At 64.2% G+C, this 16,625-nt stretch carries 13 protein-coding genes; 6 read left to right on the top strand and 7 right to left on the bottom strand.

All coding sequences use genetic code 11. The features are described 5' to 3' along the window. Positions 1-191: 191 nt before the first annotated feature. The 4 genes from NA29_RS22045 to NA29_RS22030 all read left to right on the top strand — a co-directional run bounded on the left by NA29_RS22045 (position 192) and on the right by NA29_RS22030 (position 5,000). A complete protein-coding gene (locus NA29_RS22045) occupies positions 192-635 on the top strand; it encodes a (2Fe-2S)-binding protein (protein WP_039393181.1) in 444 nt (147 codons plus the stop codon). Then, the gene (locus tag NA29_RS22040) at positions 616-2,895 is read left to right on the top strand and encodes a xanthine dehydrogenase family protein molybdopterin-binding subunit (RefSeq protein WP_052252316.1); all 2,280 of its coding nucleotides are present in this window, start codon (positions 616-618) and stop codon (positions 2,893-2,895) included. The genes NA29_RS22045 and NA29_RS22040 overlap by 20 nt, the downstream gene beginning before the upstream one ends. Continuing rightward, on the top strand, positions 2,895-3,878 hold the full coding sequence (locus NA29_RS22035; protein WP_039393180.1) for an XdhC family protein: 984 nt from the start codon (positions 2,895-2,897) through the stop codon (positions 3,876-3,878). The genes NA29_RS22040 and NA29_RS22035 overlap by 1 nt, the downstream gene beginning before the upstream one ends. Positions 3,879-3,944: 66 nt before the next feature. Beyond that, positions 3,945-5,000: a porin gene (locus NA29_RS22030; RefSeq protein ID WP_039393178.1), complete on the top strand. Its 1,056-nt coding sequence runs from the start codon at positions 3,945-3,947 to the stop codon at positions 4,998-5,000. Between the two features lie 74 nt (positions 5,001-5,074). On the opposite strand, the gene purH is transcribed toward NA29_RS22030, so the two are convergent. The 7 genes from purH to NA29_RS21995 form a co-directional block, all read right to left on the bottom strand. After that, positions 5,075-6,640 (bottom strand): bifunctional phosphoribosylaminoimidazolecarboxamide formyltransferase/IMP cyclohydrolase, encoded by a 1,566-nt coding sequence (purH, locus tag NA29_RS22025; RefSeq protein ID WP_039393176.1) that lies wholly within the window; start codon positions 6,638-6,640, stop codon positions 5,075-5,077. A 97-nt stretch (positions 6,641-6,737) separates the two neighbouring features. Further along, positions 6,738-6,971: a Fis family transcriptional regulator gene (locus tag NA29_RS22020; RefSeq protein ID WP_039393174.1), complete on the bottom strand. Its 234-nt coding sequence runs from the start codon at positions 6,969-6,971 to the stop codon at positions 6,738-6,740. Then, on the bottom strand, positions 6,968-7,948 hold the full coding sequence (gene dusB / locus NA29_RS22015) for a tRNA dihydrouridine synthase DusB (protein WP_052252314.1): 981 nt from the start codon (positions 7,946-7,948) through the stop codon (positions 6,968-6,970). Before dusB ends, NA29_RS22020 begins: the two co-directional genes overlap by 4 nt. Positions 7,949-8,148: 200 nt before the next feature. Further along, the gene (locus tag NA29_RS22010) at positions 8,149-9,495 is read right to left on the bottom strand and encodes a UbiH/UbiF/VisC/COQ6 family ubiquinone biosynthesis hydroxylase (protein ID WP_084104038.1); all 1,347 of its coding nucleotides are present in this window, start codon (positions 9,493-9,495) and stop codon (positions 8,149-8,151) included. A gap of 21 nt (positions 9,496-9,516) precedes the next feature. Further along, the gene (locus NA29_RS22005) at positions 9,517-10,848 is read right to left on the bottom strand and encodes an aminopeptidase P N-terminal domain-containing protein (protein WP_095178482.1); all 1,332 of its coding nucleotides are present in this window, start codon (positions 10,846-10,848) and stop codon (positions 9,517-9,519) included. A gap of 53 nt (positions 10,849-10,901) precedes the next feature. Next, positions 10,902-11,642, bottom strand: a complete 741-nt coding sequence (gene murU, locus NA29_RS22000) for an N-acetylmuramate alpha-1-phosphate uridylyltransferase MurU (RefSeq protein ID WP_039393166.1) — start codon at positions 11,640-11,642, stop codon at positions 10,902-10,904. A 10-nt stretch (positions 11,643-11,652) separates the two neighbouring features. Continuing rightward, positions 11,653-12,738 (bottom strand): aminoglycoside phosphotransferase family protein, encoded by a 1,086-nt coding sequence (locus tag NA29_RS21995; RefSeq protein ID WP_084104036.1) that lies wholly within the window; start codon positions 12,736-12,738, stop codon positions 11,653-11,655. 163 nt (positions 12,739-12,901) lie between these two features. On the opposite strand from NA29_RS21995, the gene NA29_RS21990 reads away from it, so the two are divergent. Then, on the top strand, positions 12,902-15,265 hold the full coding sequence (locus NA29_RS21990) for an LPS-assembly protein LptD (protein ID WP_039393164.1): 2,364 nt from the start codon (positions 12,902-12,904) through the stop codon (positions 15,263-15,265). Then, complete coding sequence (locus tag NA29_RS21985) at positions 15,258-16,625, top strand: peptidylprolyl isomerase (protein ID WP_052252312.1); 1,368 nt, start codon at positions 15,258-15,260, stop codon at positions 16,623-16,625. Before NA29_RS21990 ends, NA29_RS21985 begins: the two co-directional genes overlap by 8 nt.

Raw genomic sequence — 16,625 nt, 5'->3', positions numbered from 1 at the left:
GACGGCGGCTTGAGATCGACGGTTGCTTGCGATCGACGGTAGCCCAAGGGTTTTCCCGTCTCTGGACGAACGGCATCCTTTTCGGGCCGCGCGGCCGTTGTCCGGCAATTTCCTCGTTGTGAGAATTCATTCGCCATCTGCCTGTGCTGTGCGCTTTATTGCCGCACACGGCAGTCACAACGGGAGAGTCAATGGAATTCCAACTCAACGGGCGGCCCTTCGTCTTCGACGGCGAGGACGACACGCCTTTGCTGTGGGTCATCCGCGATGCCGCGGGGCTGACCGGAACGAAGTACGGATGCGGTATCGGGGCGTGCGGCGCGTGCACCGTGCACATCGAAGGCGTGGCCACGCGCACCTGTGTGCTGCCGGTCTCGGCCGTCGCGGGCAAGCGCATCACGACCATCGAAGCGTTGTCGACCGCGCGCTCGCATCCGATCCAGCAAGCGTGGATCGCCAACGACGTGCCGCAGTGCGGCTATTGCCAGTCCGGCATGGTGATGGCGGCCGCCGCACTGCTCGACAAGCATCCGCATCCGACCGACGCGCAGATCGACGAGGCGATGACCAACCTCTGCCGTTGCGCGACCTACCATCGTATCCGGGAGGCGATCCATGACGCAGCAAAACGCTGAGCGCACGGCATCCCCCGTGAGCGAAACCGCACCCGAGTCGTCGTCGCGCCGCCAGTGGCTCAAAGGCATGTCGCTCGCCGCTGGCAGCCTGTTGATCCCGATTTCGGCGTCATGGCTGACAAGCCCCGAGGCCCGCGCTGCCGATGCAGCAGACGGCCATCTCATCGAGATCAACGACTGGATTCGCATCGACGCCGATGGCACGACCGTGCTCGGACTCTCGCAGTGTGAAGTCGGGCAGGGCGTATACACCGGGTTGCCGCAAGTGTTGGCGGACGAACTGGACGCGGACTGGCGACGCGTGCGTGTCGAGTTCGTGACCGCGCGCGACGCGTATCGCACGGCCGCCGCGAACGAAGCGTTGCAGCAGTTCGTAGGCGCGTCGATGTCGGCGACGCTGTTCTACGAGCGGCTACGGATCGCCGGAGCGCAGGCGCGCGAGGCGCTCGTCGCCGTTGCCGCCCGCCGGTTCGGCGTTCGCACGACGAACTGCGTGACGCGCGACGGCCGCGTGATGCATCCGCAATCGGGCCGCTCGCTCGGCTATGGCGAACTGGCGGCTGAGGCGGCAAAGCTGCCCCTCAATCCGCATCCGCGTCTGAAGAACGAGGCCACGCATTCGCTGATCGGCAAAACCGTCTCTCGTCTCGATACGCCGTCGAAGGTCGACGGCTCGGCCGTCTTCGGCATCGACGTGAAGGTACCGGACATGCTCATCGGCGCCATTCTCATGGCCCCGACGTCGGGCGGCGCACCGCTGTCCGTGCGCAACCGCGACGCGATCAAGGCACGCAAAGGCGTGCACGACGTGGTGCTGGCGAAGGACGCCGTCATCGTCGTGGCCGACGATTACTGGCGCGCGAAGAAAGCCTGCGACGCACTCGACGTCGAATGGAAAGCCGGTCCCGCTGCCGACAGCACGACGATCATGGCGCAGCGCCGCGAGGCACTGGTCAAAGCGAAGGGCGGTGTCGCGACGAACATTGGCGACGCACCCGCACTGATCGCCGCAGGCGGCAAAGTGGTGACGAGCGAATATCACACGCCGTACATCGTCCACGCGACGATGGAGCCGGTGAACGCCACCGTGCACGTGCGCCGCGACAAAGGCGAGATCGAAGTGTGGGGCCCGATTCAGGGGCAGGACAAAGTGCGCTGGGCGCTGGGCGGCATCTTCAAGCTACCGCCCGAAAAGGTCACGGTACATACCACGTTCCTTGGTGGCAGCTTCGGGCGCAAGTACGTGCCCGACTTCGTGATTCATGCGGCCGTCGCGTCGGCGGCCGTAGGTCGTCCCGTCAAAGTGATCCGCTCGCGCGAGGACGACATCCGTCACGGCTTCTACCGGCCCTGTGCGTCGGGCCGCTTTCAGGCCGTGCTCGGTGACGACGGTCTGCCCAAAGCCATGCACATGCGCGTGGCGGGGCAGTCGATGTACAACGTCATCAAGAAGGACCACTACGAGAAGGCGGGTTACGACGAGACCATGCTCGACGGCCTCTACGACCTGGTCTACGCCGTGCCGAATCTGCGCGTCGAAGGCATCGACGTGCCGCAACCGAACATTCCCGTGAGCTTCATGCGCTCGGTCGGCTCGACGTCGAGCGTGTTCTTTCTCGAGAGCTTCATCGACGAGATGGCGGACGCAGCGGGCATCGAGTCGATTGCGTATCGCAAGCGTCTGCTGAAGCACGATCCGCTGGCCACGCGCGTCGTCGAAGAGACGGAGAAGGCGGCCGGATGGCGGACGAAGGCAAAAGCGGGCGTGCATCGCGGCTTCGGCTACTGCACCTACACGGGACGCGGTGCAGCGTTCTCGACGTATGTCGCCGTCGCGGTGGAGCTGCGTGTGGTGGGGGACCGCTTCAAGGTCGAACGTGTGGTGTGCGGCGTCGACTGTGGTCGCGCGATTAATCCGAACCTCATCCGCGCGAACATCGAAGGCGGTATCGGGTTTGCGTTGACGAATACGTTCAAGAGTCAGATCACGTTTGCGAACGGTGGCGTCGAGCAAAGCAACTTCGGCGACTACCCGCTGCTGTATCTCGTGGAGATGCCGAAAGTCGAGACGGTGATTCTGCCGAGCGATCGTCCGCCGCAGGGCTGTGGCGAAGTGTCGTTGCCGCCGATGGCGCCGGCGGTCGCACAGGCGATTCGTCGCGCGACGGGCGTGCGACCGCGCTCGATGCCGCTGCCGCAAACGGTGACCGAAGCGCGCGCGCTGCGTCAGGCGGACGACACCGGCAAGGGGCAAGGGTAATGGACGGCGTCGATGCCGAGGTGCTGGACACCATCGCGCGCTGGCAGTCGCAGGGCGACGACGTGTTGCTCGCGACCGTCGCCCGCACCTGGGGTTCCGCACCGCGACCGGTGGGCGCGATGATGGCGCTCACCCCGCGCGCACGCGTCGCCGGATCCGTCTCGGGCGGCTGCATCGAGGACGATCTGCTCGCAAAGGTCGCGGGTGGCTTTCGTCCGGGATTGCGTCCGCATGTGCAGACGTATGGTCTAAGTGCCGACGAAGCGCATCGATTCGGTCTGCCGTGCGGTGGCACGCTGGAACTCGTCATCGAATGTGTCACACCGCGCAGCGAACTCGACGCCATGCGCTCGGCCATCGCGGCCGGACGTCTCGGGGTTCGCGAACTCGATCTACGCACCGGGCAGGCGCACGTGCGCGGTGTCGCTCAACCGGCGGCGTTCGCCTATACGCCGACGCGGCTGTCGGTTCCGTTCGGGCCGCGCTGGCGAATCATCGTGATCGGGGACGGACAGCTGACGCAGCATCTCGTGCACATGGCATTGCCGCTCGGCTACCAGATCGTTATCTGCGACCCGCGCGATATTCATGGCATCGAGCATGAAACGCATGCGCACGTCACGCGCACGAGGGAGATGCCGGACGATCTCATCGTGCGCCTGCGTCCCGACGGCAATACGGCCATCGTGGCCCTCACGCACGATCCCAAGCTCGACGACATGGCGCTGCTCGAAGCGCTGAAGTCCGAGGCGTTCTATGTCGGTGCGATCGGCTCGCATCGCAATCAGGCTTCGCGGCGCGAGCGGCTGGCGATGTTCGATCTGACCACCACCCAGATCGAGCGGCTGCACGGGCCTGTCGGCTTGCCACTCGGCTCACGCACGCCGCCCGAGATTGCGCTGGCGATTCTGGCGCAGATGACGGCGTTGCGTAATGGTGTCAGGTATGGAGCCGAGGTGCGCCTGCGTGACAGGGCGGCGTGAGGGTGTGCCGTACTTGCAGTCGATGTTGTACACGTAGTTAGTAATTCAATATAAAAAGGGAATGTCATGAAACGCAAGGTTTGGATGGCAATGGCACTGACGCTCGCGGCAGGCGGCGTCAAGGCGGACGGGTTGCAGATCTACGGGATTCTCGACAATAGCGTCGAATATCTCAGCAACGCCGGTGTCGGTGCGAACGGCAGCAAGCAGTCCGTTGTGCGCGCGAGCAACGGATCGCAGGTGCAGAACCGCTTCGGTTTCAAGGGATCGGAAGATCTCGGCGGCGGCCTCAAGGCCATCATGCAACTGGAGTCTGGCTTCAATCTCAACACCGGTGTGTTGCAGCAGGGCGGGCGGATGTTCGGCCGTCAGGCCTACGTGGGGTTGCAGAACGAGTGGGGTGCACTGACCGTTGGCCGTCAGAAGAATCTGATTTACGACGCGTTCCTCGAACTCGACCCGCTCGGCTATTACAGCTATGCCTTGCCCGCACTCGACGCGCAGTTCGCGGGCAAGGCGGACAACTCGATCAAGTACGCAGGCAACTTCAACGGCTTCAAGGTCGCAGGGTTGTTCTCGACGGGCTACGACGCGACCATCGCCAACGGCGGACAGGTGCCGGGCGAGTGGCGTGTGGGCAAGGAATACAGCGTGTCGGTGGGTTACGCCAACGGGCCGTTGAACGTCTCACTCGTGTACGACCAGCAGCAGGGCACGGCGATCGCAACGCAAGGCAACACGACACAGCGCGTGGCTGCCGGTGCGAGTTACGCGATCGGCAACTTCAAGCCCTACGTTGGTTATCAGTGGTATCTGAGCAATGTGCCGGGGGTGGCCGCCCGCAACGAGTTGTACTTCGCCGGGTTGCAGTATCGTCCGGTGACGGAAGTGATTCTTTCGGGCGCGATCTTCTACAACAACATCACGTCGACGAATCAGCATCCGTATCTGCTGGCGGCGAACGCAGCGTATCTGCTCTCCAAGCGCACGCAACTGTTTGCCGAAGTGGGCTTCTCGCGTAACCAGAACGGCTCGAATCTGGGCGTGACCGGTTACGGCATGAGCATCGTGCCGGGTAGCAATCAGCTCGGCGTGGCGGTGGGGTTGTCGCATTACTTCTGATTCGACGCCTGTAGTGCAAAGAAAAAAGGACACCCGAGGGTGTCCTTTTTCATATCGCGTATCGCGTATCGCGCTTAGTGACGGAAGTGGCGCGTGCCCGTCATCAGCATGGCGACGTTGCGCTCGTCGGCTGCGGCGATGACTTCGTCGTCGCGCATCGAGCCGCCCGGGTGGATCACGCAGGTCGCGCCTGCGTCGACCACCACGTCGAGGCCGTCACGGAACGGGAAGAAAGCGTCCGACGCCACGGCCGAACCGTTCAGCGACAGACCGGCGTTTTGTGCCTTGATGCTGGCGATACGGGCCGAGTCCACTCGGCTCATCTGACCGGCGCCCACGCCCAGCGTCATGCCGCCTGCGCAGAACACGATGGCGTTCGACTTGACGTACTTCGCCACCCGCCATGCGAACAGCAGGTCTTCCATTTCCTTCGGCGTCGGGTGACGCTTCGTGACCACGCGCAGTTCATGCGGTGCCACGTTCTTCGCGTCGGTCGACTGGACGAGCAGGCCGCCGCCCACGCGCTTGAAGTCGTACTGGTTCACGCCATTGCCCATCGGTACTTCCAGCAGACGCACGTTCTGCTTGGCAGCGAACACTTGCTTGGCGGCGTCGGTGAACGACGGGGCGAGCAGCACTTCCACGAATTGCTTGGCGACGGCTTGCGCAGCCGCTTCGTCGACTTCGCGGTTGAAGGCGATGATGCCGCCGAAGGCCGAGGTCGGATCCGTCTGGAAAGCCTTGGCATACGCTTCGGCGGGCGAGGCGGCCACGGCCACACCGCACGGATTCGCGTGCTTGATGATGACGCAAGCCGGGGCTTCGAACGTCTTCACGCATTCCCACGCAGCGTCGGCGTCGGCGATGTTGTTGTACGACAGTTCCTTGCCCTGCAATTGACGGTAGTTTGCCAGCGCGCCTTCCGGCGTGACGATGTCACGGTAGAACGCAGCGCTCTGGTGCGGGTTCTCGCCATAGCGCATGTCCTGCACCTTGGTGTACGCCAGGTTCAGCGTCGCCGGATAGGCCGAGCGCTCGTCGTGACGCAGCGACTCGCCGAGGCTCGTCAGATAGTTCGTGATCGCGCCGTCGTACTGGGCGGTGTGAGCGAACACCTTGGTCGCCAGACGGAAGTTCGTGGTGTAACCGACGGTGTTGTTGTTCGCCTTCATTTCGTCGAGCACCACGGCGTAGTCGGCCGGGTCGACGATGACGGTGACGTCGCGATGGTTCTTCGCGGCCGAGCGCAGCATGGTCGGGCCGCCGATGTCGATGTTCTCGATGGCGTCTTCGAGCGAGCAGTCGTCTTTGGCGACGGTCTGAACGAACGGGTACAGGTTCACGACGAGCAGGTCAATCGTCGGAATACCGTGCGTGTCGAGGGCCGCCATGTGCTCGGGCAGATCACGACGCGCCAGAATGCCGCCGTGAACTTTCGGATGCAGCGTCTTCACGCGCCCGTCGAGCATTTCCGGGAAGCCGGTGTAGTCGGCCACTTCGGTCACTTTCAGACCGGCGTCAGCCAGCAATTTGGCGGTGCCGCCGGTGGAGAGAATCGACACGCCTTGGGCCGCGAGCGACTTGGCGAAGTCGACGATGCCGGTCTTGTCGGAGACGGAAATGAGAGCTTGCTTGATCATGACGGACGGTAGTGAAGCGGCAAAAACGGGCGGTTAAACACAGGTAGCGCGGATGGGCCGGGGCGGCCGGGGCAGCGGATGTTGCTGCCGCAGCCCTTTACAGCAGGCCGTGCTGCTGCAACTTCTTGCGCAGCGTGTTGCGGTTGATTCCCAGATATTCCGCGGCGAGCGACTGGTTGCCGTCGGCCTTGCCGAGCACGAACTCGAGCAGGGGTTTTTCGACGACGGAAACGACCATATCGTAGACATCATGTGGCCGTGCGCCGTCCAGATCCCGGAAATACATATCCAGACTGTCGCGCACAGATTGTTCTATGTTTGCTTTGCTCATGCGGCTAATAGCTCCCTCGGAGATTCTTGTTCATAGCAGAGGCGGTCCGAGTGCACCTTCTGCTCTTCGAAAAACGCGTTGACCGCAGCCAACTGTTCCTGCGTGGTGTCCAGCGTATTCATACGCTGGCGGAACGTGGCTGCCCCCGGCAGGCCACGCGAATACCACGCGATGTGCTTGCGCGCGGTCCGTACACCGGTGTACTCCCCGTAGAACTCGTAATGGTCCACGAGGTGTTCGTTCATGATCTGCTGGATCTCGTCGACGCGCGGCGGCAAGGCGATCTCGCCCGTCGTGAGAAAGAGTTCGATGTCGCGAAAGAGCCACGGACGCCCCTGCGCCGCGCGGCCGATCATGATGGCGTCTGCGCCCGTGACTTCGAGCACGTGCTTCGCCTTCTGCGCCGACGCGATGTCGCCGTTGGCCACCACCGGAATGCGTGCGGCGGCCTTCACGGCGGCGATGGTCTCGTACTCGGCGTCGCCGTGATACAGGTCCGCGCGCGTGCGGCCGTGCACGGTCAGCATGCTGATGCCGCACTCTTCGGCGATGCGCGCCACCGTGAGCGCGTTCTTGTGTTCGCGGTCCCAGCCCGTGCGAATCTTCAGCGTGACGGGCACGACGTCGCCCACGGCGCCCACGACCGCGGACACGATACGAGCGACCAGCGGCTCGTTCTGCAACAGCGCCGATCCGGCAGCAACGTTACAGACCTTCTTGGCCGGGCAGCCCATGTTGATGTCGATGATCTGCGCACCGCGCTCGACGTTGTAGCGTGCGGCTTCGGCCATCATCTCGGGGTCGGCCCCGGCGATCTGCACCGAAATCGGGGCCACTTCACCCGCGTGATTCGCGCGACGCATCGTTTTCTCGCTCTTCCACAGCTGCGCGTTGGACGCCACCATTTCCGACACGGCATAGCCCGCCCCCAGTCGTTTGCACAACTGGCGGAACGGCCGATCCGTCACACCCGCCATGGGGGCGACGAACAGGTTATTGCGGAGTTCGTGGGGACCGATACGCACGATGAAGGGGAAAAGCCAGAAAAAAGATCGCTATTTTACTGCGAAAACCCGTCCTCGTCGCCTAAAAAATGTGCAAAGTTCCGGGCGAGCCCGTCAGGGCCGTACCGGAAAGACCTTGGGGGATGCCCGGTGACGGGCTTGATGTCTCGGGATCAGCCGCGCTGGCCGAACATCATCTGCCGGGCGAAGGCCGTTTTGAGCGGAGGAACGAGGTCGAGGCTGGCCAGCGCCATGCCGCGCGCGAGGGCGACCGGCGTGGCGTCGATGCCGAAGAGACGAGGCAGCAGATCGGTGATGCGGATCGTGAGCCCCCGGTCCGCGCGACGGCGGCGGGCGAACGCGCTCAGTGCAGCCGGACCCGCCACGCCCTGGTGCGCCGTACCGGCGCGGGCATGGCGAACGAGGCTGTCGGCAAGGTCGAAGGCGTCGCGCAAGCCGAGGTTCAGGCCCTGACCGGCCACGGGGTGAAGCGTCTGGGCCGCGTTGCCGATGGCGGCGACGCGCCCGTCGACCACCTGACCCAGCGCGTTCAGGCCGAGCGGGAAGCCCGCGCGTCCGGTAATCGAGGTAAAGCGGCCCATGCGGTCGCCGAACGCCTCGTGCAACTCAGTGAGGAACCGGGTGTCGTCCAGTGCGCGGCGGCGACTGGCCTCGGCGTTCGAGCAGCACCACACCAGCGCATAGCCATTCTCTTGCGGGAGGAGCGCCACGGGACCATCGGACGTGAATCGTTCCCATGCCCATCCGAGGCGCGGACGCTCGCACGTCACGAAGCCCACCAGGGCCGTCTGCCCGTAGTCGCGCGTGCGCGGGCGCGTCGTCTGCCCTTCGAACAATCCGCCTTCGGCGTTCACGGCGAGCGTGGCGTGCAGTGTGTGTGCGTGATCGTCGCCCACGCCTTCGAGCGTGAGCGTGACCTGCTGGGCGTCCTGACGCAGCGCGATGGCGCGATACGGGCGGAAGTGGTGCAGTCCCGGCACGTCGCTGTCGAGCACGCTGAGCGCCGACGTTTGCGACGCATGCTCGAAGCGCGTCGGTAGCTGTGCCGTCGCGGTATCGAGCGCGCGCATGAGCGCGCCGTAACGCACCACGTAGCCGAGGGCCGGTACGCCGTGATCGAGATAGTCGATCTCGGTGCTGCCGAAGCGTTGCGCCTGCGAGACGTGAATGTGCCGGATCGGCGTGCTCGGCAGCGCGGTACGCTCATTCGGGTCGCGCGGCCAGGCGCCCGCGCGCGCGAGAATCTCGCGGCTGCCGTGCGACAAGGCAAGCGTGCGCGGATCGTCGTAGCTGGCTTGCGCGCCGCGCGCATCCACCAGAGCTACACGCAAGTGCGGCGCGCGTTGCGCGAGCAACAGGGCGAGCGCGGTGCCTACCGGACCGGCGCCCACGATGGCGACGTCGAAGCGCGCGGCTGGCCGTTCGGTCGCCGCGCGCTTCCCGGAAGCGTCGGAAATGTCGGAGGTGCCGGAAGTACCGGAAGCCTGTGCGTTCGTCATCAGCCGTAAGTCCGAGACGCGTCAGCCGCGCATCAGCGCTTCGATTTCGTCGGCGTCGACCGGCACGTCGCGCGTGAGCAGCGTGCAGCCGTCGGCGGTCACCACGGCGTCGTCTTCGATGCGGATGCCGATGTTCCAGTACCGCTCGTCAACGTCCTGCCCGGGTCGCACGTAGATGCCCGGCTCGATGGTCGTGACCATGTTGGCGGCCAGCGTGCGCCACGGACGCTCACCGTTCGGGCCGTCCTCCCGGTACTCGCCGCAGTCGTGCACGTCCATGCCGATCCAGTGGCCGGTGCGGTGCATGTAGAAGCGGCTGTAGGCCTTGTTGGCGATGACGTCGTCCAGACTGCCTGCGGTGTCGCGCTTGAGCAGGCCGGTGTCGAGCATGCCTTGCGCAAGCACGCGAACGGCGGCCTCGTGCGGAGCATCGAAGCGCGCGCCCGCACGTGTGGCGTCGATGGCGGCTTGCTGCGAGGCCAGCACGATGTCGTAAAGCTCGCGCTGGGCCGACGTGAACTTGCCGTTGGCCGGGAACGTGCGAGTGATGTCGGAGGCGTAGCCGTCGAGTTCGCAAGCGGCGTCGATGAGCACGAGATCGCCGTCGCGCAGCTCGGCGTCGCCCGCGCGATAGTGCAGCACGGTGGCGTTGGCGCCGGTCGCGACGATCGAACCGTACGCCGGGAATTGCGAGCCGTTGCGGCGGAATTCATACAGCAGCTCGGCTTCGAGATGGTATTCGCGCAGGCCGACGCGCGACGCCTTCATGGCGCGCACGTGCGCGTCGGCGGAAATCTTGCCCGCGCGGGCCATGATGTCGAGTTCGGTGCTGTCCTTGATCAGACGCATCTCGTCGAGAATCCCGCGAATGTCGCGCGCGGCCGACGGTGCCGACACGCCGGTGCGGCTCTGCGCACGTACGGCATTCAGCCAGTGACGCACCTGACGGTCCTGCTGCGCCGATGCCCCCAGCGCGTAGAACAGGGCGGGGGCGTCGGCCAGCAATTGCGGCAGGCGCGTATCGATTTCGTCGATGGGGTAGGCGGCGTCGAAGCCGAAGGTCTCGCGCGCGGCGTCCGGGCCGAAGCGATAGCCGTCCCAGATCTCGCGCTCTTCGTTCTTCGCGCGGCAGAAGAGAATCGAATGCCCCGTTCGGCTGTCGAGGACGACGACCGCTTCCGGTTCGGTGAAGCCTGACAGGTAATAGAAGTAGCTGTCGTGACGATACGGATAGTCGCTGTCGCGGTTGCGCGGCACTTCCGGTGCCGTAGGCAGGATGGCGACGCCGCCACCGGCCTTGCGCATCTGTTCGATGACTCGCTCGCGGCGGGCACGGTACGGGGAATCAGACATCGCGGGCTCCATTTCGGGGTGTTGGTTCGAGTGCAGACGTATTTGACCTGCGTTCAGGCGATTCTACTGCCGGGCGAGCGTGCGTGCCCGGCGCGCACTTCGGCGTCCAGTGCATCGAGCTGCGCCGGGGTGCCGACGTTTTCCCAAATGCCGTCGAAGCGCTCGCCGCTCGCGTGTCCTGCGGCAATCGCACGCTGGTACAGCGGCGTGAGCGCCATGCGCGTGCCCGGGGCGATGCCGTCGAACAGGCGCAGGTCGTACAGTGCGATGTTGCCGAACGTGAGCGACTCGGCCGTCGCGGGGGCGGCGTCGCGTAAGAAAAGATGGCCTGCCGCGTCGAGCGCGAAGTCGCCCGTCGGATGGAAGGCGGGATTCGGCACCATCACCAGATGCATGCCCGGTGTGGGTTGCGCTGCAAGACGTTCGGCCTGCGCGCGAAGCGTGGCGTAATCGAAGTCGGTGAAGATGTCCCCCGACACGGCAAGCAATACATTCCCGTCCCCTTCGAGAAGCGCGCGAGCCTGGGCGATACCGCCGGCCGTCTCCAGTGCTTCGGCTTCGGCCGAGTACGTCAGATGTGCGCCGAAGGCGCTGCCGTCGCCGAGGGTGGCTTCGATCTGCGCGCCCAGCCAGGCGTGATTGATCACGATCTGGGTGAAGCCGGCGCGGGCCAGCGCTTCGATCTGCCACACGATGATCGGCTTGCCGCCGACGGTGAGCAGCGGCTTGGGCATGGCGTCGGTGAGCGGACGCATGCGTTCGCCGCGTCCGGCCGCGAAGATCATCGCTTTCATGGGCGATGCCTCAAAAGGTGTAGCCGACGTCGACCTGCTGGCCGGTCAACTCGTCGAGCAGCTTTGCCAGCGGACGCAGCGGCGCATAGCGGTCGGCGACCTTGCGGGCGTAGTCGAGAAAGCGCGGGGTGTCGGCGAGGTAGCGGGGCTTGCCGTCGCGATAGTTGATGCGCGCGAAGATGCCGAGCACCTTGAGGTGACGTTGCAGCCCCATCCATTCGGCCTGACGATAGAACTCGCCGAAGTCGGCGTCGACCGGCAGACCGGCCTTGCGCGCCCGCTCCCAGTAATAGGCGAGCCAGTCGAGCTGACGTTCTTCATCCCAGCTAAGGAACGCGTCGCGCATGAGCGAGATGACGTCGTAGGTCAGCGGACCGTAGACGGCATCTTGAAAATCGAGAATGCCCGGGCCAGTCGTGCCCGGCAGGCCCGGCATTAGATTGCGGGGCATGTAGTCGCGATGCACGAAGACTTTCGGCTGCGCGAGCGCGCTGTCGATGAGCAACTGGTTGATGCGATCGAGCGTGGCGCGCTGCGACTCGCTCAGTTCGACCTTCAGATGCTTGCCGATGTACCAGTCGGGGAACAGATCGAGTTCGCGCTTGAGCAATGCTGTGTCGTAGGCGGGCAGCACGTCGGTGCGCGAGCTCTTCTGCCAGACGATCAGCGCGTCGAGCGCGGCGCGCATCAACGGGCGGGCGTTGTCTTCGGTCAGGACATCGAGATACGTTTCGCGCCCGAGGTCGGTGAGCAGCAGGAAACCCTGCGCGAGATCCTCGGCCAGTACCTTCGGCGCTTGCAGCCCGGCTTCCTCCAGCAACTGCGCAACGTGCACGAAAGGACGGCAGTCCTCTTGCGGGGGCGGCGCGTCCATCACGATCAGGCTCGGATGCGCGGGGGCGTGGCTGCCAATGCGGAAGTAGCGCCGGAAGCTCGCGTCGGCGGACGCCGGTGCCCAGTTCGCCATGTCAAGCGAGAACTCGGAGGACAGGCCGGAGAGCCAGTGGTGAAGGGCTTGCAGGCGGGGATCGGAGGTGTTCAAGAGTTCGCTGGAAGCGTTGGAAACACGCGCGGAGGTGCTGGGTTGTGCGGTCATGGTGGGGGCCGTAAACGTCTTGCCATATAATACCCGATCATGTTTTCCCGACGCCCTGTTTCTCGACCTCGATCGACCGTCCCGAATGTCCCGGTGAAGCCGGCTGGACAAGCGGGATTGGCTGCCCGCAAGCGGCGCCACGATTGTCTCGCTGTTTGCGTACATGCCGGATAAACAAGTCCATACGAATGAAGTCTCATCGTTGCGGCGCATGATGCGCACGCGACGCAAGCCACTGGCGCTGCTGCTCTCCCTGCCGGGAGTGTGGTGTTCGCTCGCCGGTGCGCAGGAAGCTCCCCCGCCCGATATCGCCAAGAGCGACGGCCTCGTGTTACGTACGGTGCCTGCCCTGGTCGACAACCCGCTTGGCGGCGGCGACGACGTGCCGATGTACGTGCGCGGCATGGCCCTCACCGGCCGGACCAACGTGGACGCCACGGTCGACGGCGACGCCGAAGCGCGCAAGTACCGCTCGTTCGTGAAAGGTGATCGCCTGACGTACGATCAGGACACGGACGAAGTGGTGGCGCACGGCAACGCGCGTCTGTCGCAGGGCGGCAATCTGTTCATCGGCCCCGAAGCGCATATGTATACGGGCGCAGGTGATGGCTACATGCTCACGCCGACCTACCGCCTCGTTTCCGGTGGCGGCGGCAAATCCGAGCGTGCCGACATCGAAGCCAACAATGTCCTGACGATGCAACGCGGCACGTACACTGGCTGCGCGACCTGTGCGGAAGACGGCAAAACGCCAGCGTGGTACATCAAGGCGTCCGAATTCGAGTTCGACCAGGAGCAGCAGGAAGGCACGGCCTACAACGGCATCCTCTTCTTCCAGGGTGTGCCGATTCTCGCCAGCCCGTACATGTCGTTCCCGACATCCAACGAGCGCCGTTCCGGCTTTCTGGCACCGACGTTTACGCAGTCGAGCCGTACCGGCTTCGAACTCGCCACGCCGTACTACTTCAATATCGCGCCGAACCGCGATCTGACGATCACCCCGCGTTTCATGACCAAGCGCGGCGTGATGGGTATTGCCGACTTCCGTTACCTGGAACCGACGTATTCCGGGTTGTTCCACATCGAATACCTGCCGAAGGACCGTGTCACGGGCGATGCCCGCTACACGTTCACGTGGCAGCACAGCCAGTCGCTCGGCTACGGTGTGAACGCCTACGTTAACTTCACGAAGGTTTCGGACGATACCTATCCGGACGATTTCGGCTCCGGCACGAACTTCCAGACCGGCGTGCAGCGTGTATACAACCGCGAAGCGGGCCTCACGTGGAATTACGGCGACTGGTCGTTCCTGGCGCGCGTGCTGAAGTATCAGACGCTGGCCCCCAGCTCGCCGCAGTACGAGTCGGTACCTGAACTCTCGGCGACGTACAGCAAGCTGGATTTCCACGGCTTCGATTTCTCGATGCCGATCCGTTACAACCGGTTCCAGATTGCTTCTTGGACGGGCCAGCCGAACGGAGAGCGAATCTACGCGCAGCCGACGCTGAGCTACCCGATTCTGACGCCGGGTTACTTCATCATCCCGAAGGTCATCTTCAACGCGGCGGCGTATAACGTCGACTATCCGAACGGCTCGACGATGCAGTCGTCGATCACGCGCACGGTGCCGACGGTCAGTCTCGATACGGGATTGACTTTTGAGCGACCGCTGACGCTGTTCGGCACGGCGATGAAGCAGACGTTGGAACCACGCTTGTTCTACGTCTACACGCCGTATCGTAATCAGAGCTCGATTCCGATTTTCGACAGTGCGGTCGCCGACTTCAACCTCGCGGAAATTTTCAGCGAAAACTCGTTCATCGGCGTCGACCGCATTCAGGATGCGAACCGTGTCACGGCCGCGCTGACGTCCCGCCTGATCGATGCCGAGACCGGCGTGGAGCGCGGGCGTATCTGGTATGCGCAGCGTTACAACATTCAGCAGTCGCGCGTGACGATGCCGGGCGGTGTGCCCGAAGACGCCGGGGTGTCGGACTTCCTGGTGGGTGGCTCGGCCCTGCTGTATTCGAACATCACATTCAGCACCGCCGTGCAGTACAGCCCGAGCACGTCGCAGTTCAACCGGTCGGACGTCGGTGTGACGTGGCGTCCGGGCGAGCGCAAGGTATTCAACCTGTATTACCGCTACCTGCGCAATCCGCCGCCGGTCGTGGGCCAAACCGCATTGACCGTCACGCCGATCAACCAGATCGAACTTTCGGGGCAGTGGCCGATCACACCGCGATTCGGCATTGTGGGCCGTCTGAACTACAGCATTACGGACAAGACGTTCATCGATGCCCTGGCGGGTTTCGAGTATGATGCCGACTGCTGGGCCTTCCGGATTGGGCTCCAGCGCTATGCGACCAACGCCACCACGACAACTTCGCGCGTCTTCGCGCAGTTGGAGTTGAAGGGCTTGACCAAGTCGGGCAACAGCGCCACAGAAGCCTTCAAGGTCGGGGTGCCGGGCTACCAGCCGCCGCCGACGAACCAGATTCCTTCTCGATTCAGCAACTATGAATGACATGTTTGTGAAGCGTGCCTCGCTGCTGGCGGGCCTGTGTCTTGCCGCCGGGGTGGCGGTTGCGCAGCCGGCGCCGGTCAGCGCCAAAGCCGCAGGTGCACCCGCGTCGTCCGCCCGTGCCGTCGATTCCATCGTCGCCGTGGTCAACGACAGCGTGATCACCCGCAAGGAGCTCGACACGCGTATCGAGGAGGCCAAGCATCAACTGACGCTCTCCAAGCGCCCGATCCCGGACGCCGACCTGTTGCAGCGTCAGGTGCTCGAACAGATGATCGTCACGCAGGTGCAGCTTCAGCGCGCCAAGGAAGGCGGCATTGTCGTGAAGGACGCCGACGTCGAACAGGCCTTGCAGCGCATCGCCGCCGACAACCGTCTGAGCGTCGATCAGTACAAGGCGCGTCTGGCCCAGGCCGGTGTGCCGTGGGACGCTTTCCGCAAGGAAGTGCGCGAACAGATCATCATGGCGCGCCTGCGCGATCGCGAAGTCGACAGCCAGGTGCAGGTGAGCGACTCGGAAATCAATGCATACCTTGCCGCGCAGCGTGGTGCCAATGCTGCGCCGGCGGAGACGGAATACCGCCTGAGCGAGATTCTCGTGAAACTGCCGGACGGCGCGACGCCGGATCAGGTCAGCGCAGCGCAAAAGAAGGCGACCGAAGCGCTGGACAAAGCGAAGGCCGGTGGCGATTTCGCGGCGTTGGCAAAGCAGTATTCGGATGCTTCCGACGCCGCCAACGGTGGCGACATGGGCTTCCGCATTCCCGAACGTATTCCCGATCTGTATCTCAATCAGGTGCAGAAGCTGCAAGCGGGCACCGTTGTGCCGCAAGTGCTTCGCAGCAACAACGGTTTTCACGTCATCAAACTGGTCGAGACGCGCAAGCAAGGCGGCGATCAGGGCATGACCGTGCCGCAGATCCACGCACGTCACATCCTGATTCGCGTGGGCGACGGTGTCTCGGAAGCGCAGGCACGTCAGAAGCTGCTCGACATCAAGGCGCAGATCGAAGCAGGCAAGGGCGACTTTGCCGACTTCGCGCGTCAGGTGTCGGTGGACGGTTCCGCCTCGCAAGGCGGCGATCTCGGCTGGATTTCGCCGGGCGAAACGGTTCCCGCATTCGAGCGTGCGATGTCCGAACTCAAGGACGGTCAGATCAGCGACCCGGTACGTTCGGAGTATGGCTATCACCTGATTCAGGTGCTGGGCCATCGCGAGTCGCAGGTCTCGGGCGATCAGGAACGTAACCTCGCCATGCAGGAACTGCGCGGCCGCAAGGCCGAACAGCAGTACCGCGACTGGTTGCAGCAACTGCGTGACAGTGCTTACGTCGACTATCGCCTGAGCAACGCGCAGCAGTGA

The sequence above is a fragment of the Pandoraea sputorum genome (genome assembly GCF_000814845.2).
In the GTDB taxonomy this organism is placed as follows: Bacteria; Pseudomonadota; Gammaproteobacteria; order Burkholderiales; family Burkholderiaceae; genus Pandoraea; species Pandoraea sputorum.
Note: the sequence above shows the minus strand (reverse complement) of the source record. Positions and strands in the feature narration are given on the sequence as shown.